The sequence below is a fragment of the Sphingomonas kaistensis genome, from assembly GCF_036884275.1.
Taxonomy (GTDB): Bacteria; Pseudomonadota; Alphaproteobacteria; order Sphingomonadales; family Sphingomonadaceae; genus Sphingomicrobium; species Sphingomicrobium kaistense_A.
The window spans coordinates 1,501,919-1,526,243 of record NZ_CP145607.1 but is presented as its reverse complement, the minus strand read 5'-3'; the positions used below and the strand labels follow the sequence as shown (position 1 = coordinate 1,526,243).

Here is a 24,325-nt window from a genome sequence, read left to right as displayed (position 1 = left end):
CTTATTCCTCGGGTGCGTGTTCGAGGATGCCGACGACCAGCATCCACCCGATGAAATACAGGCACAAGGACGCGGCGAACACCGTCAGGACCCGGATAAAGCCGTTGGGCAAAGCGGGATCGTCGGGCAGGTTGGGCTCGACCACCCGCTCGAGATAATATTGCTGCTTCTGAACTTCGGTCCGGGCCTGCTCGAGTGAACCGTTGGCAGCGGTCAGCACCTGGCTGGCGAATTCCTGCTCCAGCGTAAGCTTCTCGAAGGTTGCAAGCCGGCTCGCAATCGCGCGTGGATTACCGACGACCCGATTGTTCTGATTTGCGATCGCCTTGCCGATGGCCGCAATCCGGTCCCGCAGCACCGGAATAGCGGGATTGTCAGGGGCCGACTGTTGCATCACCTCGAGCTGCGCCTGAAGCGAGGCCTGTTCGGCTGTCAGACGGTTGCTGATCTCAAGCACCGCTTGCGCCTGCTTCTCGGGATCCACGACGCTGGTCGAGTTGCGAAACGCACTCAATGCCACGCGCGCCTGGCGGACGCGGTCCTCGGCCTGGATCACCCGCCGTTCGGCTTCGGTGATGGCACGGTTCTCGGCGCGCTCGTTCAGGCGGTTGACCAGCACTTCGCTGAGATTGAGCAGTCGGGCGTTGATCTGCTGCGCGTCTTCGGGGCGAAATGCCTTGACCTGAAGAACCGCCATGCTGCTCTCGCTGTCGATGTCGGCCGACACCATCGAGCCGTAATATTTGAACAGATCCTCAAAGCTGTTGGTCTGCCAGGGACGAGGGAAACGGCTCAGGAAATCGGCGCCCCGCTCGCTGTACAGCGTGCGCAGGTCGCCCTGCTTGTTGAGGTCGGCCAACGCATTGCGCGAGCGGACATAGGCGATGATCTCGCGCGTCTGTTCGCCCCCTGACGACAAGCCGGTCGTCTGGATGATGTTGGCGAGGCTGAGAGTCGAAGCGGCCTTCTGGCCCGGCGCCTTGATTACGAAGCTCGATTGGCTGACATAGATCGGGCTGGCGATCAGCCCGTAGTAGAGCGCCGCGAGAAGGGTCGGCAGTCCGACCACAAGGAATTGCCAGAAGCGCTTCGACAGTTTGAACCGCCGGGACGGCTCCTCGGTCTGCCGGAGAGCCTTTTCCAACTCTTCCGGATGCAGTGTGTTAACGTTCATGCTGTCCCCTGAAGGAGCCAGGCGGATCAGGTTCCAAGACCGAGCCTCCCGAATTTTGAGGCCTGATATCAGCGCTAGGTGAACTTGACCATAACCAGAGTGAACCCGCCAAGCCTGCTGGCGCCAAGGAAAACCCTGCTATCAGCAGCTTAGACGTGTTGACGTATCGGTGAAGAGCGCCTCCGCGCCCCAGAAATCCTCATAAGCCGTCCTCGCCTCGCGGGCCGCCGCATGCTGCGAATAAAATTCGCATACCCAGGAAAAAGCCGCTTCGGCCCTCTCCAGCGCAGCATCGTAATCGGAATAGATCGCCTCAAACGCGCTGCGCCAATCGGTCGTGCTCGCCGCGAGTGAGGCAAGGCGCCCCCCATCCGTCGCAGCGATAAAGGTCGTGGTCGCCGCAGCGATGACCGGACACCTCGCGAGAGCGGCTTCGAAGAATTTGAGTTCGCTCTTCGCCTCGCAGAACGGATTGCCGATTTCCAGCGGGGCGATGATGAGATCGCAGGTCAGCTGATCGCGAAGCATCACAGCGTGCGGCATCAGGCTTCCGGTGATCACTCGTGGCGCTCCCGTGACCGGCCGCGCCCAGGCCGCCAACTGCGGATAATCGGCAAGATCGAGCGCCCCCACCAAGCGGAACACCACATCGTCATGATCTTCCATGAAGTCGATCAGCGCCGGCGCGACAACCGCAAAGTCCGCTTGATGTGTTTTGGTGCCCGAATAATAGCCGACAACGAACGGGCTCGGACGCTTCTCGAACCGGACCGCCAAGCGGTCGAAGGCGTCGATCGTGTCGCGCGCGATCGAATTGCGGACTCGATAAGCCCGCTTGCCGACCTTGCGCAGTTCATTGGCAAGGAACTCCGTCGACGTCGTACAGACGTCCGCGTTGAGAACGAACTCCCGAACGGCGAGGAAGGACCGCTCGAACATGCGCCTGTGCGTGTCCGGCATGTGATGGTAAGCATCCACGTACGGCAGGACATCGAGGTCGAAGACGAGATCGTCGACGTCGTAAACGATCACGGTCCCCCGACTTCTCAAATCGAGGATCGTGTCGCGCATCGCCTCGAAATCATAGGCGCGATGGATGATCAGGAATCGGCAACTGAAGTCGGCAGCCCCAAGCGCTTCTGCCGCCTGCTTGAAGCTGCAGGATCCAACTTTCCAGCCAATGTCGGCAAGCCCCTGCGCAATGAGGTCCACGCGGTAAGAGGTGGACGCGGTGCCGTTGGTTCCGTCGATAAAGAAGGCATCATAGCGCTGCTGTCCGGTCAGGACCGGCGCGTCGAACCTGGCTCCCTGTGGACCATGTGGGCGGCGGCCAAGCTTCGCGCCGAGCCAGAGAAAATGCTCGGCGGGATCCATTCCCGACGAGGCGACGTCGGGAAAGGTGCGCACATACCAGTTGGCGTCGAAGACACCGCTTTCGGTGAAGCGGAAAAGCGCCTCCTGCGGGATCTTAGCCACGATCGACCGGCAGCCTGTCGGAAGCGCCCGAACGACCCTCGTTCAGGCCGTGACTGAGATAATGGGACAAAGGATCGATCCCACTGGCAACAACGTCGGGATAGCGCCTGAGATACGCCTCGTGATCGAACAGACCGGCTGCTTTCAGGATCTCGAGCTGGCGCCGCCGACGCTTCACCGGCGAAAGAAGCGCCCACCACCGTGACGTCTGCAAAAGGTGTTCGTGCACCGCGGAACTCCACCGCAGCCGCGCCTTATACTCCTCGTTGCGCTGTTCTTCCATGACGAGGAGATTGGTGAGAAGCGTGATTTCCCTCAACCGGTCGTCCTCACCCTCGCGGGCAAGGTTCATCGGCGGCGAAGACGGGCGAACGGGGCTGGTCATGATCTCGCTGCTTGCCGATCTTGCTCTGGTGGTCAACGCCCTCGGGCGATCAGCCCCGTCATTCAAGAAAGCCTTTTAGCCGATCGATAATTAACGTCAGCTGCCGCCTTCGCGCTGCCGGCGTGCCGACCAGCTGTTTCATGATGAGCCGTGTGTCATGACGAACAGCCCCGCGTTCATTCAGTGAACGATAAAGCGACCAGAAGCGGTCGGCGCCGAGGATCGGAATCAGATTAAACGCTCCGTGAAACCCGAAGCTAGGGGCCGTGGGAGCGCAGCGCTCGAACGAAAACCGGGCAGCGGTGTCGGTATCGGCAAAGCGCAGCCCGTGATCTCGTTCGAGGCGCTCACGGTTGAGGCGGCCGATGGCCACATCCTCGGGGCTGGTGGTGATCATGTCCGGGGCTTGAAGGGCATCGAGCAATCGCCGGCTGCGAAGCGAAAACCCGCCGTTTCCGACATCGTGGCCATCGGTAAATTGAGGCCAAGGCGCACCGATATAATCGAATTGGAGGAAGTTATCGTCCCAGGCAGTCGGATCGACCACAAAGCCATCCCACTGACACACCAGGACATATTCGGTTGCGATATGGTCGCGCAACTCGGTCAGCATGAACCGGCAATAATCATCGACCGAGCGCAGCGGCGCGATCCTTCGGACGTTGATCGATGCCGGCACATCGACATCGGCATCGGTCAGCAAGAGGCATTCGCCAAAGCTCACCTTACTCTGGCATTCGCGCAATGCCGCGACCGTGGCGGCCACGTTCACCGACGTCGCCGCTACAAGGGTCACGGTCGGAAGCTGAAGCTTATTCGCCACGTTAAAGGTCCAGGATGAAGCTGGTCGTGGCTCGGCTCAGATGCCGATGATGAAAGGGGTCACGCACTTTATCGGTCAGCCAGCGCGCCTGAAGCGCTGTCAATTCCCTGGCGAAGCGGACCCTGCCTTCGGCATCGCGATCCTGTCCTCGCGACTTTGATTCGTGATGTACCAAGGTGGCGCGCGGCTCGTACAGCGACTGCCAGCCGCGCTGGTTCAATTTTAAGCAAAGATCGACGTCGTTGAAAGCCACTGGAAAGGCTTTTTCGTCAAACATTCCGACCGCGTCGAACTTGGCCCGGCTCACCACCAAGCAAGCCGCGGTGACCGCACTGACATATTGCGGAAGTCGGGCCCGATCGAAATAGCCTGGGCCGTCCGGCTGCTCGCCCCGATGCGCATGGCCCGCCGCCTCGCCCATTCCGATCACTACTCCCGCATGTTGAATCGTCCCGTCCGGATAAAGCAGTCTGGGACCCACTGCCCCGACATCGGTGCGCATCGCCTGCACAGCCAACGTCTCGAGCCAATCGGTCGCCGGCATCTCGACATCGTTGTTAAGGAAACAGATCAGATCACCGGTCGTACGGCTTACAGCCTGATTGTTGAGCGCGCTGAAATTGAATGGTCCGGGCAACCGCAGAACATTGGCTCCATGTTGCTCGGCTTCACGAAGCAGAGCCAGGGCATCGGCTGCCTCGCTACCATTGTCGACAATCGTGATTTCAACCTCACCATAGTCGACCGCACGAACGCCTTCGAGACACATCGAAAGCAAGTCTGCCTGATCGCGGGTCGGGATGATGATCGAAACCTTGGGTCGCTTCGCGGTTGCAAACTGCAGTCGTTCAATGGGCACCGTAGCCGCTGGCCGAGCGCGTCGATGATGGGTAATCTGCGAGACGTGTGCAGGCGCCTCCCCGCTGCGCAAGAGCCTTGTTAGGAGCGCTTTCTCCCAGCCCTCCTTCGGAAGATCGGCAAGATCGCCTCGACCGACCCGGAGCAGGCACGATCCGGAAAGGTAATCGTGGTGGGCGAACAGCTCGGCATTCCAATCGGGCTTGAAGTGCGGTGAATGCCGACGGCCACGGCTATCGGTAAGGTCGTCGTCACCATAAAGGACGGTTGCCTCGTGCCGCCCCCGCCCGAAAGCTCCATACGCCTCCGCGGCGCGTGACGAGAGAAGGTCGCCGGGGCTCAGGGCGCAAAGCCAGCGCTTTTCATCCGCTGCGAGGCAATCGGCCAATTCCTCTGCTTCCCGGATCGACCCAGAATCAGAGTAAGGCGGGCTCTTGCACCCAAGGAGCACGGCTTCCCACCCCACGGCGGCAACCGATCGCAGCGTTGCCGCCACGTCACCGTCTCCAGTGCGGCAATCGATCACGCAGAGAACGTCGCGCAAGACCGTGCCAGCGCTTCCAGGATCCTTCGCGACGGCCGCTTCGCGCTTTAGCCAAAGGTCATACGCAAGAGTGGTTCTGCCCAGCAGAGCTGCAAAATGCTGCCGCGACCTGACCTTCAATCGCCGAAGTCGCCAGTAAACTGCCCGAACGTAAGCGATCGGCTCGCGCCGGAGGGCCTCCAGATGAGCGCGCGCGCGCAAGCTCGACGCCCGCACCCGGGCAGGCTGCTGGTCACGCAAAGATCTTGCCATGGAGAAGTCCTAGGCGATGCCGCGTGCCGCTAACAGTCGCTCGATCACCGGAACGTCGCTCGGATTGTTGAGCTCGATCGGATCCCAGCCGAGCGGCTCGGCCGTGCACACGCCGACGGGCAGGCCAAGGTCGAGGAAACGAAGCTGCTCCAGCCCCTCGCTCTGCTCCAGCACCGATGGCTCGGCCGCCGCATAGTCCCGCAGCGCGGCGCGGCGATAGGCATAGACACCAAGATGCAAGAACACCGGCGCCTGATTGCGCGCGTCGGCCGGCAGATAGGGAATGATCCGCTTGGAAAAATACAGCGCCCGCTGGTGGCGATCGAAGACGGCGGTGGTGCCGCCGACCCGCCCCGCCGCTTCGTCGGTCTGCAAATGCTCCAGCATAGTCGCATTGCATCGGATCGCCGCGGTGGTCATCGCGAGCTGCGGATCGTCCGTCAGCCGCTCGACGAGCTGCGGCACCATCCACGCCGGCGTCAGCGGTGCATCGCCTTGCAGATTGACGATGACGTCGGCATCGCAGTCGAGTGTCCGCAGCGCATCCGCGCAGCGTTCCGTGCCGTTGGCGCACTCGGGCGAGGTCATCACCACCTGGCCGCCGAACCGCTCGACCTCAGCGGCGATGCGCTCGTCGTCGGTTGCGACCCACACGCCCCGGCAGCCCTCAATCCCGCTGGCACATTCCCAGCTGCGCTGCACCAGCGTCTTGGCAATGCCCGTCGCGCCTCGAAGCGTGGCGAGCGGTTTGCCGGGATAGCGGGTCGACGCGAAACGAGCGGGAATCAGAACCGCAAAATCAGCCACCATTGCGGGCTTAGCCGAGGCCCAGTCGCAGGAGGTCGTGAACGTGAATCACCCCGATCGGCACGCGATTGTTCACGGCCGCATCGGGCTCGATCACGAACGCCGCGGTGATCTCGTTGGTGTTGAGGATGCGCAACACCTCGTCGACCAGCATCTGTGGCTCAACGATCACCGGCGCCTTGTTCATCACCGACGCCGCTTCGGCACCGTGCAGCTGATGAATGTTGCGGCGCAGGTCGCCGTCGGTGATCACGCCTTTGAGGCGCCCCGCCATGTCGATCACGCCGGCGATGCCGAGGCCCGACGAGGTCATCGCATCGACCACCTCGTTCATGTCCGCGTCTTCGGCGATCAGCGGCAGGTCGGAACGGGTCATCACCTCGCGCACCGAGGTCATGCGGGTGCCGAGCGTTCCGCCGGGGTGCAGGTTCTTCATCCGCTCCAGGCAAAAACCACGCATGTCCATCACCGCCAGCGCGATTGCATCGCCAAGCGCGATCTGAAGCGTGGTCGAGGTGGTCGGCGCGACATTGGCCGGGCACGCTTCACGCACCGCCGGATAGCAAAGCTTCACCGTCGCCTGCTGCATGACCAACGATTCGCGCTGCGAGGCAACACCGATGATGTCGACGTTGATCGACTTGGCATAGCGCAGGAACGGACGCAGTTCACCGGTGTTGCCCGAATTGGAAATGACCAGCAGCACGTCGCCCGGGATAAGCATCCCGAGATCGCCGTGAGCCGCTTCGGCCGGATGCACGTAGATCGCCGGCGTGCCGGTGGCCGCCATGGTCGCCGCCCACTTGCGCGCGACGTGACCCGATTTTCCCATCCCGGTGATGACGATGCGACCGGCCGCGGAATAGATGGTGCGGCAGGCGTCGACGAAGTCGCTGTCCAGCCGCTCGCCCATCAGACGAAGCGCATCCGCCTCGGCCGCAATGACCTCGACGCCGCGCCGCAAAATTCCGTCGCTTGTTAAAACCTTAGGAACGGCAAAGCCGATACCCATGAAGGAGCTCCCCACTAAACCGAGCATCTCGCCATAGCGATAAATTGGTAAAGATGAAGTATTTACGTGCATCCCGGATGCTGTTGCCGCTACCTGTGGCCGCAAGGGCTCACCTCCAATGTTGCGCAAACGCAACGGTGGAATCGAACTTGATCATTGGTCCGGAACAAATGCTTCCGTCTTTGGTATTGGGCTCTGTATGAGGCAGATACTCATGTGCAAAACGACAGGTGCTTCTTAAGGACTTCGTTAGTTTCGCTTTGTATTTAACCACCGTACTCCGAAGATAATTGTAGAAAAGGGGAGTTAAATGAAGAACTTGAAGGTACCGCTGCTGCTTTCCGCAGCGATGCTCGCGGCCACCCCGGCCAGCGCGCAGAATAATTTCGATGGGTTCCGGATCGACGCCGGCGTTGGCGCGACCCGTTTCTATTCGGAAGGCAACAACAAGACCAAGCTCGCGGTTGGCGCCTCGGCTGGTTTCGATTTCGCGCTCGGTGACACCCTCACCGTCGGTCCGGAAATCGGCATCATGTTCGCCAAGCCGGAAAACGTCACCCGTGACGGCGCTGGCGTTGCCTATCGCAAGGCCTGGGAAGAATATCAGGTCGGCGGTCGCCTCGGCTTCGTGTCGGGCCCGAGCACCCTGTTCTACGTCCGCGGCGCCTACGTCGTGAACGCCCAGCGCAAGTATTTCGACTCGGACGCTCCGGGCCGTGACTACTACAACAAGTACAACACCCGCGGCTGGCTCGCCGGTGCCGGCGTCGAGCAGCAGCTCGGTTCGCCGCTGTACCTGAAGGCTGAAGGCACCTATTCGAACTACCGCACCAACTCGTCGCGGATCACCGGTCTGGTGAGCCTCGGCCTGCGCTTCGGTGGTCAGGACGTCCTTCCGCCGCCCCCGCCGCCGCCGCCCCCGGTTGCTGAGCCGGCTCCGCCGCCGCCGCCCGCCACGCAGACCTGCCCGGATGGGTCGGTGATCCTGGCGACCGACGCGTGCCCGGTGCCGCCGCCGCCGCCGCCGCCGCCGCCGGTTGCTCCGGTCCGCGGCTAACGCTTCGGCGCCTGCGCGCAAGCGCAGGTGAGAACGAGAGGCCTGCTCACGGGTTCGTGGGCAGGCCTTTTGTTTGTCCGCCGTCCAGCGACCGAAAGTCGCTACGCCATCCGCAGCGTGGCAAGGCCGATCGCTCGGTCAATTTTTTTCCAAGGCCGCATCCGGCGGCCACAAATCGTCAGGCTTCGCGGCGCTCTGCTTCGACGCTCACCGGAAGCTGCAGTGACCGGAGCCGTGCCCCCCACGGACCCGCCGGCGTCCAATGCTGTTTGCGCAAGCCCCACCGATCGAGAAGATCGGCAAGGCGGAGCAGCCAGCTCGCCCGCCCGTCCAGCGACAGCGGAAGCAGGCCCCGGCCGACCCACGGCAAGAAAGGCTGCCGCCGCTGCATCGCCCATAATTCGACGCGCAGGCTCGGCCGATCCGACGCGGCACGGGCATGGAACCCGCAGGTGTCGATCACGACAAGGGTATTGGCGGGCACGCAGAAGCTGACGGGCGGCGGCAATCCCAGGTCGGCCAGTTCGTCCTCGCGAACCCGAAACGATCCGCGCTGCGACAGGCGATCGCCGCGCTCCACGACCTCCAGGCTCTTGCGCTCCTCCCAGGAAAGCCGCTCCGGGGTCAGCCGGTGCGAACCAGGCACATAGGTCAGCGGCCGATCGTCCGCGCCCACGTCGGTCAGGAACAGCCACGCCTTCATCGAGGGCTGAAAGGTATCCGCGTGCAGGTCCTGCTGCGGATCGGGCGGGCCGGCGCTGACCCCGCCCTCGATCGCCTGAAGATAGTAGAGTGGCCTGACGCCCGACCCCGCGACATAGCCGAGCAGCGCCCTCCAGCGCCCTTCCTCGAGCACCGACCCCAGTTCCGGAACCGCGCGAACGACCGCCGGATCGAACGGCACGCGCACGGTTACGGTGTCGCCCTGCTGATGCGACCGGCAACCAGCCTCCAGCGCGGATACCTTTTCGACCAGCGCGGCAAACTCGGCCGGGGGCAGCCATTGCTCGACCTGAAAATAGCCCTTCTCATCGAACTGGCGGCGAAGCGCCGGATCGACCCGTGCCGCCAACCGGCGCCGCCGGAGCGCGGTGACCTGATGCGCAAGGCACACGCGCCAGCGGTGCAGGCCCATCCGGTTGAGGCGTTTGGAGCCGAGCAGGGGATTGTCGACGAAGCTCTTGGCCCCGGTGAACAGGGCGACGAACCAAACCGGAAAAAGCCACCACCGCGTCAACGACATCGTGCCCATAATAAGAACAGGTTGCAGGAACAGCCAGTGGCTGTGCCTCGCAAAACGACCGTTGGTTGGCTTGCCCCGGTTACAGGACGTAGCGGACGCGGATCTGCTGGACGCTCGGGCTTGCCGGCATGGCGAAGCGGATTTCCTCCCACTTCGGCGCGCGCGGTTTCATTGCCGGGTTGTTGGAAAAGCCGAAGCCTTCGCGCGGGATACCCATCATCATGTCGAGCTTGCCGTTGCGGTTCTCGTCATGGACGACCAGCAACGCATAGGTGCCGGGCCGGACCGGGCCGAGGTCGACCCGCCCCGCCGCCCCTGCCGCCAGCGTCCGCGAGACCGCCGCCGGATCCGACTTGCAATCGAGGAACTTGCCCGGGCTCGCGGTCAGGCAAAGATGCACCACGCCCTTGCCGGAGCGGACGCCCGACAATTGCACCTGAAGGTCGGCGCCCCCCCGCACCCCTGCCCCGATCGTCGCCCCTGCCACCAGCAGCGACGCCGCTGCCACCCCGATCCGCCTGATATCCATAGCCCGCCTTTGCCACCCAAGCCCTTTTCCCCCGATTAACGGGCCTTGGCCGGGGTCGCCAGCGCAGCCACGACACGCTAGACCGCAATCTTCATGGCATCGTGTGACCTGGTGATCGTTGGTGGTGGGCTCGCCGGAGGTCTTTGCGCCCTCGCGCTGCGCCGACGTCGTCCCGATCTCACGCTCCTGCTGGTCGAACCCGATGCCACCATCGGCGGCAATCACCTGTGGTCTTTTTTCGAAAGCGACGTGGCGCCCGGCCATCGCTGGCTGACCGACCCGCTGATCGGTCACCGCTGGGCCGGCTACGACGTCCACTTCCCGGGCCACAGCCGGCATCTCGCGCAACCCTACCAGACCATCGAAAGCGAAGCGCTCGACCGTGCGGTGCGCGCGGCCCTGAAGTCGGACGAAATCCGCCAAGCCACCGTCCGCGATCTTGGCCCCACCCACGTCGTTCTCGACAGCGGCGAGCGCATCGACGCGACCGCCGTCCTCGACGCGCGCGGCGGCAAGGCCGAGGGGCTCGACCTCGGCTGGCAGAAATTCGTCGGCCAGCTCCTCACCATCCCCCAAGGCCACGGCCTCTCCCACCCGATCGTCATGGACGCGCGGGTCGAGCAGCACGACGGCTACCGTTTCGTTTACTGCCTGCCCTTTTCGCCCACCGAATTATTCGTCGAGGATACCTATTATTCCGACGGTCCGGAGATCGATCACGATCGTCTTCGCGACCGCATCGGCGATTATGCAGCGGCGCAAGGCTGGCAGGTAGCGGCGCGCACTCGCGAAGAAGACGGCGCGCTCCCCGTCGTCACCGGCGGCGATTTCGACCGCCTCTGGCCAAGGCACGATCCCGTCGCCCGCGCCGGCGCGCGTGGCGGCTTCTTCCATCCGCTGACCAGCTATTCGCTGCCTGACGCCGTCCGCTTCGCCGTCTGGCTGGCCGAGGATGCGCCGCTCGGCCCCCGCCTCGCCGCCGCCACCCGCGCCCGTGCGCGCAAGCATTGGAAGCGCGGCGGCTTCTACCGCCTTCTGACCGCCTTGCTGTTCGGCGCGGCGGCCCCACCTGACCGATATCGCGTGCTGGAGCGTTTCTACCGTCTTTCCGGCCCCTTGATCGCCCGCTTCTATGCGGGGACGAGCAGCGGGCTGGACAAGGTCCGCATCCTGTCCGGCAAGCCCCCCGTGCCCGTGTTCCGGGCACTTCGAGTATTGAAGGACCGTTTGTGACCGCTTCGCCATACAAGACCGCCATCGTGATCGGCGCCGGCTTTGGCGGGCTCGCCCTCGCCATCCGCCTCCAGTCGGCAGGCGTCCAGACCACCATCGTCGAAGCCCGCGACAAGGCCGGCGGCCGCGCCTACGTGTGGGAAAAAGACGGCCACGTGTTCGATGCCGGCCCCACGGTCATCACCGATCCCGACTGCCTCCAGCGCCTGTGGAAGCTGTCGGGCCATGACATGGCCGAGGACGTCGACCTTGTGCCGGTCAAACCCTTCTATCGCTTGAGCTGGCCCGATGGCGTGGTGTTCGACTACACCAACGACGACGCCGAGCTGAAAGCCGCGATGGACGCGCTCAATCCCGACGACTGGGCCGGCTACCAGCGCTTTCTCGCCTACAGCGCGGGGGTCTTCAAGGAAGGCTACGTCAAGCTCGGCACCAAGGCGTTCGAAAGCATCGGCGACATGCTGAAAGCCGCTCCGGCACTGGCCAAATATCAGGCCTGGCGCTCGGTCTATTCGATCGTCTCGAGCTACGTGAAGGACGAACATCTCCGCCAGGCCCTGAGCTTCCACACCCTGCTGGTCGGCGGCAATCCGATGACCTGCTCGTCGATTTACGCCCTCATCCACAAGCTGGAGCGCGACGGCGGCGTGTGGTTCGCGAAAGGCGGCACCAACAAGCTGATTGCCGGCATGGTCCGTCATTTCGAGCGGATCGGCGGCACCATTCGGCTCGGCGATCCGGTCAGCTCGATCACCGCGACCGAAGACCGCGTCACCGGTGTCCGCACCCGCTCGGGCTGGAGCGCTAGCGCCGACGCGATCGCGTCCAACGGCGACGTGGTCCACAGCTACGGCCTGATCCAGGGTTCCAGCCGCGGTCCACAACAGGTCCGCGCCTTGAAGCGCAAGCGCTTCTCCCCCGGCCTGTTCGTCCTGCACTTCGGGCTCGAGGGCACCTTCGACATCGCCCACCACACCATCCTGTTCGGACCGCGCTACGGCGGGCTGGTCAACGACATCTACAAGACGGGCAAGCTTGCCACCGACCCGGCGCTTTATCTCCACCACCCGACCATCACCGATCCGTCGATGGCCCCGCCCGGCTGCTCGACCTTCTACGCCCTGGCGCCCGTCCCCAACGCCGCCCGCGCCGACGTCGATTGGGCAGTCGAAGGGCCGAAATATCAGGAAGTCGTGCTCGACACATTGGCCGAGCGCCTGATCCCCGACATCCGCAGCCGCATCCGAACCATCTTCCACTACACCCCGGCTGATTTCAGCACCGATCTCGCCGCCCACCTCGGCTCGGCCTTCAGCCTCGAGCCGGTGCTGTGGCAATCGGCCTGGTTCCGCACTCACAATCGCGACGACAAGCTGCGCAATCTGTACTTTGTCGGTGCCGGCACCCATCCGGGCGCGGGTATCCCCGGCGTGGTCGGCAGCGCGGAGGCAACCGCGGGACTGATGCTCGCGTGATTGCGGGCGACGAACGGGCGCGGCTGGTCGCGGGCGCGCTGGAAAGCATTTCGCAGGGCTCCAAGAGCTTCCGCTTCGCCAGCCAGCTGTTTGACCTGCCGACGCGCGAGCGAAGCTGGTTGCTCTATAGCTGGTGCCGCGCCTGCGACGACATCACCGATGGCCAGACGCTGGGCCACGATGCCGCGCGCGTCGCCGACCCCGCCGCCCGCATCGCCTTCCTCCACGAAAAGACCGCCGCCGCCTTTGCCGGCGAAGAGACCGGCCTGCTCCCGTTCGAGGCCTTGCGGGTGGTCGCCGCCGATTGCGCCATTCCCCAAGCCATCGCCGCCGATCATCTTGCCGGCTTCGAGCGCGACGCGGCAGGCTGGCGCCCGACCACCACCGACGATCTCCTCTCCTATTGCTATCAGGTTGCCGGCGCGGTGGGCGTCATGATGGCGCATGTCATGGGCGTGCCCGCTTCCGACGAGGACACGCTGCACCGCGCCGCCGACCTCGGAATCGCCTTTCAGCTCGCCAACATCGCCCGCGACATCGTCGAGGATGCCCGCGTCGGCCGGGTCTATTTGCCGTCCGACTGGCTGGAGGCCGAGGGCCTCGCCGGCGCAGACCTCGCCGATCCCAAACATCGCCGCGCGCTCGCCCGCCTCGCCCACCGCCTCAGCGACATGGCCGACGACTATCGCCGCTCGGCCCGCATCGGCGCAGCGAGCCTGCCCTTCCGCAGCCGCTGGGCGGTGCTGTCGGCAAGCGGCATCTACGGCGAGATCGCGACCCGCGCCGCCGCCCTCGGACCCAATGCTTGGGATGGCCGCATTAGCACGTCCAAGGCCGAGAAAGCCGCGCTGGTGATGGAAGCCTTCTGGGAAGCGCTGTGGCCGGTCAAACCCGTTCCGAGGAATGTGCTGTGGACGCGCCCTTCGCGGCCCTGACCCGCGCTTCGGCGCTCGCCTTCAGCGCCTGCTTCAGCACCTCGACCCGCGGCGCATAGAGAAAGCCATAGCTGACCGCCCCGTCGCGGCTCTCCACCGCATGATGCAATTTGTGGGCCTGAACGATCCGCTTGAAATAGGTCGAGCGCGGCACGATCCGGTGCGGCAGGCGGCCGTGCACGATGACGTCGTGAAAGCCGAAATAGATCACGCCATAGACCGCGACCCCGGCACCCACCCACGTCGCCCAGTCGCCCCATCCGCCATTCAGCCCGCCCCAGATCAGCAGGATCGACGGCAGGGCGAAAACCACGGCGTAGAGGTCATTGCGCTCGAACCAACCCTCGCGCTCGCGGTGATGGCTCTCGTGCCATGCCCAGCCCCACTTCGAATGCATCACGAAGCGGTGCAGCACGTAGGCGAAGCCCTCCATCACGAGGATCGTCGCCGCGAGCAGGAAAGGGCCGGAAAGCCAGGACATGGCAGCGATATAGGAGCAGCAGGCGCGCCCGTCACCCGGACCAATTGCCCTAGCGTTCGGCGATAAACCGCATCAGTTCGGCCAGCGTGCTTTCCATCTGGTCCTGCATCTGGCTGACCAGTTCGTTCTCGCGCATGCCTTCATGGTCGAGCGGCTTGGAATAGCTGTCGCTGAACGCCTTCAGATCGCTCTCGTCGAACACCCCGCGCGACACCAGCTTGGCGAGAATGACCAAGAGGCCATTGGTGTTGGCGATGGTTCCGGCGACCAGCGCCTCGTCCACCATCGACAATTGTTCGCGCTCGTCCGCGCCCGCTTCGTCTTCGACTTCGTCAGCCATGCCGTAGCTTTGAGACAGGGCCGGGCCCAAGGTCAATCGAGAAAGGCCGCCAGCGAGGCCCACCGCGCCGCCTTGTCGGCTAACGGCAGGGTATAGGCCGGGCTCGACGAAGGCAGGTCGACCAGCCTCAGCCCAGCGCCGCCAAGCGCCCGTCGCCCCAGCCGCGCCGCGGTGCCGCCGTTGAACCCGATCGCCCGCAATTCAGGCAACCCTGCGACAAAAGCCGCCAGGTCGCGCATCTCGATCGCGCGCATCTGCCCGTCCAGGCTCCCTTCGCGCCGCGCCGCATGCACCACGTCCCACAACGCCACCCGCCGCTCCCCCAACCTTTCGATCCGCTCGTCATAAGGCAGCGCGTCGAGCGCCACCCCCGTCACCTGCTCCATCAACCGCCAGAACCCATTGCGCGGGTGCGCGTAATAGCGCGCCGCGGCCAGCGACGCCTCGCCCGGCAGGCTCCCCAGCAGCAGCAACCGCGCATCGGCCCGTGCCACCGGCGGCAACCCATGCTTCACTCCGCCGTTCATGCTAGGAACGTCCATGCCCCGTCCCTTTCATCTTGCCATCCTCGGCCTGTTCGCCATCCTGCTCAGCCGCAGCAGCCGCGATTGGACGAACCCGCGGCCCCGCCGCTAAAGGCCGCTGCCATGGCGCCTGAGGACCTTCGCATCGCCCTTGTGTCGGGCAATTACAATTATGTGCGTGACGGTGCCAACCAGGCGCTGAATCGGCTGGTCGGTTTTCTCCTGCGCCAGGGATGCAAGGTCCGCACCTATTCGCCCACGGTCGAGCACCCCGCCTTTCCGGCCACCGGCGATCTCGTCTCCCTGCCCTCGATCGCGGCGCCCGGCCGGCCCGAATATCGTCTGCCCCTCGGCCTAACCCGCGCCGTCCGCAAGGATCTCGAAGCCTTCGCCCCCAACATCGTCCACATCGCCAGCCCCGACATCAGCGCGCACCGCGCGGTCAGCTGGGCCCGCAAGCGCAAGATCCCGGCGGTGGCCTCGGTCCACACCCGCTTCGAAACCTATCTTGCCTATTACCACCTCGAACTGCTCGAACCGACCGTCCGCGCCGCGCTCCGCCGCCTGTACCTGCGCTGCGACGCGCTCCTGGTGCCGGCCGAATCCACCGCCGCCGTGCTCCGCGCGCAGCGGATGAACCGCAACATCGCCATCTGGTCGCGAGGGGTCGATCGCACCCAGTTCAATCCCGAACGGCGAAGCCTCGAATGGCGCCGCAGCCTCGGCATCGGCGACGACGAACTGGTGGTCGCTTTTCTCGGCCGCATCGTGATGGAAAAAGGCCTCGACGTGTTCGCCGCCGTGCACGACGAACTGACTGCAATGGGCGTGCCCCACAAGGTGCTGGTGATCGGCGAAGGCCCCGCCCGCCCGTGGTTCGAGAAAGCGCTCCCCGGCGGTATTTTCGTCGGCCACCAGGAAAAAGACGATCTCGCCCGCGCGCTCGCCAGCGCCGACATCTTCCTCAACCCCTCGATCACCGAGACCTTCGGCAACGTCACGTTGGAAGCGATGGCCTGCGAACTACCCGTGGTCGCCGCGGCCGCCACCGGGGCCACCAACCTCGTCCGCGATGGCGAAACCGGCACGCTGGCCGAACCCGGCGACATTGCCGCGCTTGCCGCCGCCATCGCCGCCTACGCCGCCGACCCCGAGCTTCGCGCCCGCCACGGCGCCGCCGGCCTCGCCTTTGCCAAGACGCAGGATTGGGACGTGATCAACGGCGCGGTGCTCAAGACCTACATCCGCGCCATCGAACGGCGCGAGCGGCTCAGCCGGATGCAGGGCTGAGCCGTCGTCCCGGCGCAGGCCGGGACCTCAGCAGTCAAGAGCGCAAGTTCGACCGGGATCCCAGCCTGCGCCGGGACGATGAAATGTCAGCCCTCGAGCTGGCGGGTCAGCAACCGGATCGCCGCATCGATATCGGGATCGCTCGCGCGCAATTTCTCGATCTGCTTCACCGCATGGATCACGGTCGTATGATCGCGCCCACCGAAGCGGCGGCCGATATCCGGCAGCGACTTGGGCGTCAGTTGCTTGCTCAGATACATCGCCACCTGCCGCGGCCGGGCGACTTCGCGGGCACGCCGGGCCGACACCATCTCTGCCTTGCGGATGCAATAATGATCGGCGACGCGGGTCTGGATTTCGTCGATGCTGATCCGCCGCTGATTGGCGCGCAGCACGTTGGCCAGCACTTCCTCGACGAATTCGAGGTCGATCGCCCGCCCGGTCATCAGCGCATAAGCGCCGATCCGATTAAGCGCGCCTTCGAGTTCGCGAATCGAATTGGTCAGCCGGCGGGCGAGGAAATCGACCACGTTGGGGGCCATGCTGATGCCGGGCAGCAGCGCGAGCTTGGCCATCAGGATATTGTAGCGCAGTTCCAGGTCGGCGGCATTGATGTCCGCCACCAGCCCCCAGCTGAGGCGCGACAGAATGCGCGGGGCGATCCCGTCGAGGTCCTGCGGCGCGCGGTCCGAGGTGATCACCAGCCGCTTACCGGCGTTGATGATCTCGTTCATCGTGTGGAAGAATTCTTCCTGCGTCGATTCCTTGCCGGCAATGAACTGGACGTCGTCGATCAGCAGCAGGTCCGCGCTGCGCAGCCGCTGCTTGAATCCGATCGTGTCGTTTTCGCGAATCGCGCGGACGAACTCGACCATGAACTTCTCGGCGCTCATCATCACGACCTGCGCGTCCGGGTTGAGCTCGAGAAAGCGCTGGCCGAGCGCGTGCAAAAGGTGGGTCTTGCCGCGTCCGGTGCCGCCGTGCAGGAACAGCGGATTGAATGTCACCGTCGACGCTTCGGCCAGCGTCTTGGCGGCGGTGGCGGCAACCTCGTTCGCCTTGCCGACGACGAAGCTTGCGAAGCTGTAGCGCGGATCGAACGCCGGGCGTGGATGCACCGCGGCGGCAACCTTGCGCTCGGCGGGAATCGGTTCTTCGTCGAGGATCAGCAGCGGTGCGGGCCTGGGGCCGCCTTCGCAGGCCACGACCCGCACGTCGCGCACGACCGGCAGGGTCGTGCGCCAGGCAAGCTGCAGCCGCTCGCCGAAATGGCTGCGCACCCAGTCGGCCATGAACTGGCTCGGCATGACGATCTCGAGGCTGCCCGAATCGGGATCGAACGCGCCCAGTTCGGCAGGCTTCAGCCAGCCATCGAAGGTTCGCGCGCCGCAATCGCGGCGAAGACCGGTCCGGATCGCGGCCCAGGCGGCGCCGAGCGGCGAGCTATCACCGGCGTCCGCCAGCTCCGCTGCACCACCCCGTCCCTGATCCATATCTCCGAAACCGCTCACTGCCCGCCTGCCTCCATGTGTCCGCGCCGGCTGCGCTCCATCGCAGGCAAAGGAAGAGCGCTCGCGCCGACCGGTGTCGACACGCCCATTCCTGGCCTTGCTTGGACCCCCCCAGTGGAATCACTGCCGGAAGGGTTTTCTGGAGCATTGCGGGGGCGTCTGACAACGGCAATTTTTCACGGAAGTGAAATAAAGCCGCTTGACACGCATTTGTGAGGAGAAGCCGAGTTAATGGCGGTTTTCAGCCGTTTCAGAAGCGATCCTCAAGAGAGAGAGGATGCGAATCGCTGAACTCAAATGGTTTTATGGACGTAACGAAAAAGGCCGCCGGATTCGCATCCGGCGGCCTCTTCGATCTCGATCGAGCCGAAGCGTTTTAGCCCAGCGACGAAACCCGCTTGGTCAGGCGCGAGAACTTGCGCGACGCAGTGTTCTTGTGAAGCACGCCGCGCGCGACTCCGCGCTGCAGTTCCGGCTGGGCCAGCTTCAAGGCTTCCGACGCCGCACCCTTGTCGCCCGCCAGCAGCGCCGATTCGACGGCCTTGATGAAGGTCCGGATACGGCTGACGCGCGCGCCGTTGATTTCGGCGCGGCGGTTGTTGCGGCGGATGCGCTTCTTGGCTTGCGGCGTGTTCGCCATGGTCGGCTCGGTTCCCTAAAGATGCTGTATGAAACGAAAAGCGGCGCGGCCACAGGCGGCACGCACCGATTGGGCGCTCCCCTAACCGAAGCGCCCCGCATGGTCAACTCGGCTCAGCGCTGGCAGGCCGGGCAATACCAGGTCGAGCGTCCGCCCTGCGCGAATCGCTTTACCGTTCCGCCGCACGGGCACGGCTCGCCCTCGCGGTCGTAGACCGAGAAGCTCTTGCTGAAATAGCCGAGCTCGCCATCGGGCGCGGCATAATCGCGCAAGGTCGATCCCCCGGCCTCGATCGCCTCGGCCAGCACCGCATGGATCGCCGGCACCAGCCGCTTCAATCGCTCGAGACTGACCTTGCCCGCCGCCCGCCGCGGATTGATCCCCGCCCGAAACAACGCCTCGCAGACGTAGATATTGCCGAGCCCCGCGACGACCCTCTGATCGAGCAGCATCAGCTTGATCGCGGCACTTCGTCCTTGAAGCCGCCGCTTCAGCTCCTTCGCGGTCAGATCGAACGGCTCGGGCCCAAGGTCCTTGAACGGTCCCCATTCCGCCAAGTCCGCCGTGCGCACCAGATCGACGCTCCCGAACCGCCGCGGATCATTCAGCACCAGCCGGTGCGCATCGTCGGTCTCCAGCGCCAGATGATCGTGCGGCTCGTCCGCGCTGGGATCGATCCGCCACCGCCCGCTCATGCCGAGGTGAAACACCATCGTGTCGTCGCGGTCGGTATGGATCAGCCCGTATTTCGCCCGCCGCCCGAGGCCCGTCACCGTCGCCCCGGTCAGCCGCTGCCCGAGATCCTCCGGAAACGCCCGCCGCAAATCCGCCCGCCGCGCCTCGACGCGCGTCAGCCGGCGGCCGTCGAGCACTTTGGCCAGCCCGCGCACGGTGGTTTCGACTTCGGGAAGCTCGGGCATCTCTTTGGCCCATATGGCGCGGGGAGCCCGGCACCGCTAGAGCGCCCCCCATGAGCGATTTCGTGCAATTCGGCGACCAGCGTGTCACCCCCGAGGAAAAGACCCGCAAGGTCGGCGAGGTCTTCTCCTCGGTCGCCCGCCGCTACGACGTGATGAACGACCTGATGAGCGCGGGCATGCACCGCCTGTGGAAAGACCGCTTCGTCAACCGCGTGAAGCCGCAGGCCCACGAACATATCCTCGACATGGCCGGCGGCACCGGCGACATCGCCTTCCGCATGGCCAAGCGCGGCGCGGCGGTGACCGTCAGCGACATCAACGCCGACATGCTCGGCGTCGGCGAACAACGCGCGCAGAAGAAGGGCATCGAAGGCCTCAGCTGGTCGGTCCAGAATGCCGAAACCCTGAGCTTCGCCGACCGCAGCTTCGACGCCTACACCATCGCCTTCGGCATCCGGAACGTCACCGACATCCCCAAGGCGCTGCGCGAAGCCCACCGGGTCCTGAAATTCGGCGGTCGCCTCTTCGTGCTCGAATTCTCGACCAGCGACTGGCCGGGTTTCGGTGAGGCCTATGATCTGTGGGCCGACAAGGCCATTCCCAAGATCGGCAAGGCCGTCACCAACGACGAAGCGAGCTATCGCTACCTCGTCGAAAGTATCCGCCGCTTTCCCAAGCCCTACGACTTCGAACGGATGATCGGCGAAGCGGGCTTCACCCGCACTCGCACCGAAACCTCGATGGGCGGGCTCGTCTGCATCTGGTCGGGGTGGAAGGCTTGAGTTCTTCGCTCACCCACCTCCTGCGTATCCTCCGCTGGGGCCGCACCTTGGCGCGTTACGGCGCGTTGCAGGGGGTCGAGCGCGATCCCCTCACCCCGCCGTTCGCCCGCCGCATCGTCCGCCTCGCCCGCTTCGGCCTCAGCCAACCCGCCAAGCCCGATTACGCCGCCGCGCTGCAGCAGCTTGGCCCCGCGGCGATCAAATTCGGCCAGGCACTGGCTACCCGCCCCGACCTCGTCGGCGAGGAAGCCGCGCACAACCTCTTCGCGCTCCAGGATTCGCTTCCGCCCGCGCCCTTTCCGCTGATCCGCAAGGCGATCGAACAAGCGCTCGAAGCCCCGCTCGAAAGCCTGTTCAGCGAATTCGACGAAACCCCCGTCGGCGCCGCCTCGATCGCGCAGGTCCACCGCGCCGTCACCACCGAAGGCCGGCAGGTCGCGGTCAAGGTCCTCCGTCCCGGGATCGAGGAAACCTTCGCCGAAGCGCTCGAAACCTATGAATGGGCCGCCGCCCACCTCGAGGCGCACGCCGGCGACGAAATCCGCCGCCTTCGCCCGAAAACCGTCATCGCCCACTTCCGGCAATGGACCCGGCGCGAGCTCGACCTCCAGCGCGAGGCGGCGTCGGCCTCCGAGCTCAAGGAGAATATGGTCGCCGAAGCCGGCTTCTACGTTCCCGAGATCGACTGGCGCCGAACCGCCCGCCGCGTCCTGACGCTGGAATGGCTCGACGGCATCAAGCTATCCAAGCGCGACCAATTGCTCGACGCCGGCCACGACCCCCGCGCGCTCGCCAACATCCTGGTGAAAGCCTTCCTCCGCCAGGCGGTGATCGACGGCTTCTTTCATGCCGATCTCCACCAGGGCAATCTGTTCGCCCTCCCCGATGGCCGCCTTGCCGCGATCGATTTCGGCATCATGGGTCGCATCGACCGCCGCGCCCGCCGCTGGCTGGCCGAAATCCTCTACGGCCTCATCACCGGTGACTATGGCCGCGTCGCCGACATCCATTTCGAAGCGCAGTACGTCCCCCCGCACCACAATGCCGAGGAGTTCGCCACCGCGCTCCGCGCCGTGGGCGAGCCGATCCGAGGGTTGCCGGTCAAGGACATCAGCGTCGGGCGGATGCTCGAAGGGCTGTTTTCGATCACCCGCGACTTCGACATGCCGACCCAGCCGCACCTATTGCTGCTGCAAAAGACGATGGTGATGGAAGAAGGCGTCGCCACCTTCCTCGATCCCGACATCAACATGTGGGAATCGGCCGAACCCTTCCTGCGCGAATGGATCCGCACCGAACTCGGCCCCGAAGCCGCCATCGCCGACCGCCTCCTCGAATGGAAGCGCAGCCTTGAAAAGCTTCCCAGCCTTATCGACCGCATCGACCATTACTTCCCCGCCCCCGGCGGCGCCCCGCCCGAGCTTCCGGAAGTCAACGTCGACGTGAAGCAACTGCCACGCCCCGCGTGGCGCGACGTGGCGGTCGCGGTGCTCGGCGCCGCTGCCGGTGCGGCGGCGCTCTACTTGTTCGGCGTCTAATCGTCGTCCCGGCGAAGGCCGGGACCTCATTCGGCAGAAGCGCTCCACCGCACGAGGTCCCGGCCTGCGCCGCGACGACGCGAGATCCTACTTCGACGCCACCCGCGACCCGCTGCCCATGCGGCTCAGCACGTCCTTCAGCGCCGCCACCCGCTTGGCCGCGATCGGGTCGGCCGGCGCCCGCAAGCCACTCGCGAGCCCGCGCAGCTGCCCGGCGTTCGGCCGGGCGATCGCCTGCCGAAGCTGAGCGATCTGCGCCGCCGGCAGGCTCCCCGCCCGCTCCAGCTGATCGACATAAGCCGCCGCCACCACCGGCACCGCAGGCCAGCTCACCGGGGCCTGCTGCTGCGGGTTGAAGCGATTGTCGGGATAGACCGCCAGCGCCGCCGCCGCGATCTCGTTGCTCGACAGTTGCGCCGACGGCTGCAACGCCAGCACGTCGAGCCCGCGCGCGATCTCGGTCCCGTAGATCCGGCCCTTGTAATAATAAGCCGACCAGAAGCCGCCCATCACCAGCTCGTCCTTGTAGACCGGCCCGCGGTCGAAATAACCGATCTCGGTCGGCCGGCTGCTGTCGGTGAAATCGCTGATCGAGATCCCGCCCTGATACCAGGCCTGCACGAACAGATCGCGGCCCGGAACCGGGATGATCGACCCGTTGTGCGCGACGCAATTCTCTTGGCTCGTCTGCGCGGCGGGCAGCTTGTAGTGATTGCGGAACCGGAGCTTCTGCCCCTCGATGTCGTAGATGGCGTTGGCGCCCCAATTGGTGGGATCGCTGACCAGGCAGCGCGGCCGCCCGCCGCCGCCCCATTCGTCGGTGAACAGCACCTTGGTGCCGTCATTGTTGAAGGTCGCCGAGTGCCAATAAGCGAAGGTCGGGTCGACCACCTGGTCGATCCGCTTGGGCTTGGCCGGATTGCTGATGTCGAGGAGGATGCCGTTGCCCGAGCAGGCGCCCGCCGCGATCTTGGCGCTCGGAAACACGGTGATGTCGTGGCACTGGTCGGTCTGCGCCGTGTCCTGCGTCCCATCGCCGTGGTCGCCGCCGGCCCAAAGGCCCGAGATGCTCCCCGTCGCCGGATCGCCGAACACGCGCGGCCGGTCGATGATCCGCGCCGCCGCCGGATTGGCGACCGGGATCTCGATAACGTCGATCGAAAACAGCGCCGACTGCATCGAGCCCGGATCGGCGATGCAGCTCGGGATTTCCTGCGCCGAGCGGACGCCCGCGGTGCCCGAGACATAAACGATGATCTTGCCGTCACGCCCCGGCCCCGACACCACGCTGTGTGTATGGCTCCCGCGGCAGGTCTGCACCGCGCCGACCTGGCGCGGCTGCTGGAGGTTCGAAATGTCGAAAATGCGGATGCCGCGGAACCGCTCGGGGCTGACCGCTTCCTGGATCCCCTGCCGCCCGCAATCGAGCCGCCCGCGGCCCTGCTCGACCGACATGATCAGAAGATTGCCGACGATGCTCAGATCGCCCTGCCCGCCCGGGCAGATGACCGAGCTCACCAGTTGCGGCGCGCCGCCGGTCGGGCTCACCCGGTACAGGTTGAAGCCGTGATAATTGCCGGTCGCCAGCACATCGCCCTGGAACGCCATGTCGGTCTGCGCGAAGCTCAGGAGCGGCGAGCGGCCGGCCCCTTCCGGCGGCTTCTGGCCCGGCTTGACCAAAGCCTTGGCCGGCAGGTCATACGGATTGCGAGGATCGAAGAAGCCGGTCGGCTTGGGCAGGCTGGCGACCAGCGTCATGCCGCGGATCGCCTGCCCCGCCTTGTTGGTCCCGGCCGCCAGCGCAGTGCGCGGATCCTCGACGACGGTGCCGAGCAGCGCGGTCATCCGCTTGATCTCTTCCTGCTGCTCCTTGACCAGATCGACCACGAAAGCGTTGAGGCCGGGGTCCGCCGCGGTGCCGCCGCGCCCGGTCAGTTCCTGCGCCATCCGCACCGCGCCGGCGTGGTGATTGATCATCCGGGTCAGGAACAGCCGATCGAAGGCCACGCCCTTGGCGGCCTGCATTTCGGCCAGCTGAGCCGGGGTCGCCATGCCCATGCGGGTCATGTGGCCGGCGTCCATCATCATATGCGCGGCATGCGGGTTCGCCGTCGCCTGCCCGCGATCGGCCAGCCATTTGCGCATCCACGCCATTTCGTCCGACTGCGTCGCATCGATCCGCTTGGCCATCTGCAGGATCTCGGGCCGATTGGTCCGCCCCGCGACCAGCGCGGTCATCTGCGTCGCCTGCGCGTGGTGCGGGATCATGTCCTGCAGGAAAGTGACGTCGTAGGCCGAATAGCTGGTGTCTGCGATCCGGCTCGCGGTGGTCGCATCGATGGTCCGGCTCGCCTGCCCCGGGGCGCCGGGCTGAACGATCGGTGCCCCCTGCGCGAACGCGGTGGACGACAGCAGGGCGGCAAGCGCGAAAATGGACGACTTCATGGAACGGGACTCTCCTCAGGATCGAGGCGAGCCTAGCGTCCCTCTCGCCCT

Annotated in this window: 23 protein-coding genes; 7 read left to right on the top strand and 16 right to left on the bottom strand. The window is 65.2% G+C overall.

Annotation, left to right across the window (positions count from 1 at the left end):
• Nucleotide 1: 1 nt before the first annotated feature.
• From V6R86_RS07555 to V6R86_RS07525, 7 genes are all read right to left on the bottom strand, one after another.
• Nucleotides 2–1,174 carry a capsule biosynthesis protein gene (locus tag V6R86_RS07555; RefSeq protein WP_338503361.1) on the bottom strand — a complete coding sequence of 391 codons (1,173 nt, stop codon included), beginning with the start codon at nt 1,172–1,174 and terminating at the stop codon, nt 2–4.
• Nucleotides 1,175–1,315: 141 nt separating this feature from the next.
• Nucleotides 1,316–2,548 (bottom strand): hypothetical protein, encoded by a 1,233-nt coding sequence (locus tag V6R86_RS07550; RefSeq protein ID WP_338503360.1) that lies wholly within the window; start codon nt 2,546–2,548, stop codon nt 1,316–1,318.
• A 94-nt stretch (nt 2,549–2,642) separates the two neighbouring features.
• Nucleotides 2,643–3,035 (bottom strand): hypothetical protein, encoded by a 393-nt coding sequence (locus tag V6R86_RS07545; RefSeq protein ID WP_338503358.1) that lies wholly within the window; start codon nt 3,033–3,035, stop codon nt 2,643–2,645.
• Between the two features lie 58 nt (nt 3,036–3,093).
• Nucleotides 3,094–3,858 carry a DUF5672 family protein gene (locus V6R86_RS07540; RefSeq protein WP_338503356.1) on the bottom strand — a complete coding sequence of 255 codons (765 nt, stop codon included), beginning with the start codon at nt 3,856–3,858 and terminating at the stop codon, nt 3,094–3,096.
• Between the two features lies 1 nt (nt 3,859).
• Nucleotides 3,860–5,260, bottom strand: coding sequence for a glycosyltransferase family 2 protein (locus V6R86_RS07535; RefSeq protein ID WP_338503355.1), 1,401 nt, complete (start codon nt 5,258–5,260; stop codon nt 3,860–3,862).
• Nucleotides 5,261–5,521: 261 nt separating this feature from the next.
• Nucleotides 5,522–6,322 (bottom strand): manno-octulosonate cytidylyltransferase, encoded by an 801-nt coding sequence (locus V6R86_RS07530; protein ID WP_338503353.1) that lies wholly within the window; start codon nt 6,320–6,322, stop codon nt 5,522–5,524.
• A 7-nt stretch (nt 6,323–6,329) separates the two neighbouring features.
• On the bottom strand, nt 6,330–7,331 hold the full coding sequence (locus V6R86_RS07525) for a KpsF/GutQ family sugar-phosphate isomerase (RefSeq protein WP_338503351.1): 1,002 nt from the start codon (nt 7,329–7,331) through the stop codon (nt 6,330–6,332).
• A gap of 310 nt (nt 7,332–7,641) precedes the next feature.
• Here V6R86_RS07525 and V6R86_RS07520 point away from each other — a divergent pair, with 310 nt between their 5' ends.
• Nucleotides 7,642–8,388 (top strand): outer membrane protein, encoded by a 747-nt coding sequence (locus tag V6R86_RS07520; RefSeq protein ID WP_338503349.1) that lies wholly within the window; start codon nt 7,642–7,644, stop codon nt 8,386–8,388.
• A gap of 178 nt (nt 8,389–8,566) precedes the next feature.
• On the opposite strand, the gene V6R86_RS07515 is transcribed toward V6R86_RS07520, so the two are convergent.
• Together V6R86_RS07515 and V6R86_RS07510 are read right to left on the bottom strand one after the other, a co-directional pair.
• On the bottom strand, nt 8,567–9,631 hold the full coding sequence (locus V6R86_RS07515; protein WP_338503347.1) for a phytanoyl-CoA dioxygenase family protein: 1,065 nt from the start codon (nt 9,629–9,631) through the stop codon (nt 8,567–8,569).
• 79 nt (nt 9,632–9,710) lie between these two features.
• Nucleotides 9,711–10,160, bottom strand: a complete 450-nt coding sequence (locus V6R86_RS07510; RefSeq protein ID WP_338503345.1) for a DUF2141 domain-containing protein — start codon at nt 10,158–10,160, stop codon at nt 9,711–9,713.
• Between the two features lie 93 nt (nt 10,161–10,253).
• On the opposite strand from V6R86_RS07510, the gene crtY reads away from it, so the two are divergent.
• Genes crtY through V6R86_RS07495 form a run of 3 tightly spaced genes read left to right on the top strand, consistent with a single transcriptional unit; the run spans nt 10,254 to nt 13,803 of the window.
• Nucleotides 10,254–11,393 carry a lycopene beta-cyclase CrtY gene (gene crtY, locus V6R86_RS07505; protein ID WP_338503343.1) on the top strand — a complete coding sequence of 380 codons (1,140 nt, stop codon included), beginning with the start codon at nt 10,254–10,256 and terminating at the stop codon, nt 11,391–11,393.
• Nucleotides 11,390–12,868 carry a phytoene desaturase gene (locus V6R86_RS07500; RefSeq protein ID WP_338503342.1) on the top strand — a complete coding sequence of 493 codons (1,479 nt, stop codon included), beginning with the start codon at nt 11,390–11,392 and terminating at the stop codon, nt 12,866–12,868. The genes crtY and V6R86_RS07500 overlap by 4 nt, the downstream gene beginning before the upstream one ends.
• Nucleotides 12,865–13,803: a phytoene/squalene synthase family protein gene (locus V6R86_RS07495; RefSeq protein ID WP_338503340.1), complete on the top strand. Its 939-nt coding sequence runs from the start codon at nt 12,865–12,867 to the stop codon at nt 13,801–13,803. Before V6R86_RS07500 ends, V6R86_RS07495 begins: the two co-directional genes overlap by 4 nt.
• Here V6R86_RS07495 and V6R86_RS07490 read toward each other — a convergent pair.
• From V6R86_RS07490 to V6R86_RS07480, 3 genes are read right to left on the bottom strand one after another with little or no spacing between them, the layout of a single operon-like run.
• Nucleotides 13,754–14,284, bottom strand: coding sequence for a sterol desaturase family protein (locus V6R86_RS07490; RefSeq protein WP_338503338.1), 531 nt, complete (start codon nt 14,282–14,284; stop codon nt 13,754–13,756). The two genes, V6R86_RS07495 and V6R86_RS07490, sit on opposite strands and share 50 nt — an antisense overlap.
• 49 nt (nt 14,285–14,333) lie before the next feature.
• The gene (locus V6R86_RS07485; RefSeq protein ID WP_338503336.1) at nt 14,334–14,624 is read right to left on the bottom strand and encodes a hypothetical protein; all 291 of its coding nucleotides are present in this window, start codon (nt 14,622–14,624) and stop codon (nt 14,334–14,336) included.
• A 32-nt stretch (nt 14,625–14,656) separates the two neighbouring features.
• Complete coding sequence (locus V6R86_RS07480; protein WP_338503334.1) at nt 14,657–15,166, bottom strand: DNA-deoxyinosine glycosylase; 510 nt, start codon at nt 15,164–15,166, stop codon at nt 14,657–14,659.
• 105 nt (nt 15,167–15,271) lie between these two features.
• Here V6R86_RS07480 and V6R86_RS07475 point away from each other — a divergent pair, with 105 nt between their 5' ends.
• On the top strand, nt 15,272–16,438 hold the full coding sequence (locus V6R86_RS07475; protein ID WP_338503332.1) for a glycosyltransferase family 1 protein: 1,167 nt from the start codon (nt 15,272–15,274) through the stop codon (nt 16,436–16,438).
• A gap of 86 nt (nt 16,439–16,524) precedes the next feature.
• On the opposite strand, the gene dnaA is transcribed toward V6R86_RS07475, so the two are convergent.
• The 3 genes from dnaA to mutM form a co-directional block, all read right to left on the bottom strand.
• Nucleotides 16,525–17,931 (bottom strand): chromosomal replication initiator protein DnaA, encoded by a 1,407-nt coding sequence (gene dnaA, locus V6R86_RS07470; RefSeq protein WP_338505447.1) that lies wholly within the window; start codon nt 17,929–17,931, stop codon nt 16,525–16,527.
• 394 nt (nt 17,932–18,325) lie between these two features.
• The gene (gene rpsT / locus V6R86_RS07465; RefSeq protein ID WP_338503330.1) at nt 18,326–18,589 is read right to left on the bottom strand and encodes a 30S ribosomal protein S20; all 264 of its coding nucleotides are present in this window, start codon (nt 18,587–18,589) and stop codon (nt 18,326–18,328) included.
• Nucleotides 18,590–18,702: 113 nt separating this feature from the next.
• Nucleotides 18,703–19,509 carry a bifunctional DNA-formamidopyrimidine glycosylase/DNA-(apurinic or apyrimidinic site) lyase gene (gene mutM / locus V6R86_RS07460; protein ID WP_338503328.1) on the bottom strand — a complete coding sequence of 269 codons (807 nt, stop codon included), beginning with the start codon at nt 19,507–19,509 and terminating at the stop codon, nt 18,703–18,705.
• A gap of 50 nt (nt 19,510–19,559) precedes the next feature.
• Between mutM and V6R86_RS07455 the strand changes: the two genes are divergently transcribed.
• Together V6R86_RS07455 and ubiB are read left to right on the top strand one after the other, a co-directional pair.
• Nucleotides 19,560–20,291 carry a class I SAM-dependent methyltransferase gene (locus V6R86_RS07455; protein WP_338503326.1) on the top strand — a complete coding sequence of 244 codons (732 nt, stop codon included), beginning with the start codon at nt 19,560–19,562 and terminating at the stop codon, nt 20,289–20,291.
• Nucleotides 20,288–21,829 carry a 2-polyprenylphenol 6-hydroxylase gene (gene ubiB / locus V6R86_RS07450; protein WP_338503324.1) on the top strand — a complete coding sequence of 514 codons (1,542 nt, stop codon included), beginning with the start codon at nt 20,288–20,290 and terminating at the stop codon, nt 21,827–21,829. The genes V6R86_RS07455 and ubiB overlap by 4 nt, the downstream gene beginning before the upstream one ends.
• An 87-nt stretch (nt 21,830–21,916) precedes the next feature.
• On the opposite strand, the gene V6R86_RS07445 is transcribed toward ubiB, so the two are convergent.
• On the bottom strand, nt 21,917–24,274 hold the full coding sequence (locus tag V6R86_RS07445) for a DUF305 domain-containing protein (protein ID WP_338503322.1): 2,358 nt from the start codon (nt 24,272–24,274) through the stop codon (nt 21,917–21,919).
• Nucleotides 24,275–24,325 lie beyond the last annotated feature (51 nt).

Excerpts from the sequence above, each read along its gene's own strand:
- V6R86_RS07510 (WP_338503345.1), bottom strand. The coding sequence starts at position 10,160 with ATGGATATCAGGCGGATCGGGGTGGCAGCGGCGTCGCTGCTGGTGGCA.
- V6R86_RS07475 (WP_338503332.1), top strand. The coding sequence starts at position 15,272 with ATGGCGCCTGAGGACCTTCGCATCGCCCTTGTGTCGGGCAATTACAAT.
- V6R86_RS07485 (WP_338503336.1), bottom strand. The coding sequence starts at position 14,624 with ATGGCTGACGAAGTCGAAGACGAAGCGGGCGCGGACGAGCGCGAACAA.
- V6R86_RS07515 (WP_338503347.1), bottom strand. The coding sequence starts at position 9,631 with ATGTCGTTGACGCGGTGGTGGCTTTTTCCGGTTTGGTTCGTCGCCCTG.
- V6R86_RS07530 (WP_338503353.1), bottom strand. The coding sequence starts at position 6,322 with ATGGTGGCTGATTTTGCGGTTCTGATTCCCGCTCGTTTCGCGTCGACC.
- mutM (WP_338503328.1), bottom strand. The coding sequence starts at position 19,509 with ATGCCCGAGCTTCCCGAAGTCGAAACCACCGTGCGCGGGCTGGCCAAA.
- V6R86_RS07445 (WP_338503322.1), bottom strand. The coding sequence starts at position 24,274 with ATGAAGTCGTCCATTTTCGCGCTTGCCGCCCTGCTGTCGTCCACCGCG.
- V6R86_RS07520 (WP_338503349.1), top strand. The coding sequence starts at position 7,642 with ATGAAGAACTTGAAGGTACCGCTGCTGCTTTCCGCAGCGATGCTCGCG.
- V6R86_RS07555 (WP_338503361.1), bottom strand. The coding sequence starts at position 1,174 with ATGAACGTTAACACACTGCATCCGGAAGAGTTGGAAAAGGCTCTCCGG.
- V6R86_RS07490 (WP_338503338.1), bottom strand. The coding sequence starts at position 14,284 with ATGTCCTGGCTTTCCGGCCCTTTCCTGCTCGCGGCGACGATCCTCGTG.
- V6R86_RS07545 (WP_338503358.1), bottom strand. The coding sequence starts at position 3,035 with ATGACCAGCCCCGTTCGCCCGTCTTCGCCGCCGATGAACCTTGCCCGC.
- V6R86_RS07525 (WP_338503351.1), bottom strand. The coding sequence starts at position 7,331 with ATGGGTATCGGCTTTGCCGTTCCTAAGGTTTTAACAAGCGACGGAATT.
- rpsT (WP_338503330.1), bottom strand. The coding sequence starts at position 18,589 with ATGGCGAACACGCCGCAAGCCAAGAAGCGCATCCGCCGCAACAACCGC.
- V6R86_RS07480 (WP_338503334.1), bottom strand. The coding sequence starts at position 15,166 with ATGGACGTTCCTAGCATGAACGGCGGAGTGAAGCATGGGTTGCCGCCG.
- V6R86_RS07455 (WP_338503326.1), top strand. The coding sequence starts at position 19,560 with ATGAGCGATTTCGTGCAATTCGGCGACCAGCGTGTCACCCCCGAGGAA.
- V6R86_RS07550 (WP_338503360.1), bottom strand. The coding sequence starts at position 2,548 with ATGGATCCCGCCGAGCATTTTCTCTGGCTCGGCGCGAAGCTTGGCCGC.
- crtY (WP_338503343.1), top strand. The coding sequence starts at position 10,254 with ATGGCATCGTGTGACCTGGTGATCGTTGGTGGTGGGCTCGCCGGAGGT.
- dnaA (WP_338505447.1), bottom strand. The coding sequence starts at position 17,931 with ATGGATCAGGGACGGGGTGGTGCAGCGGAGCTGGCGGACGCCGGTGAT.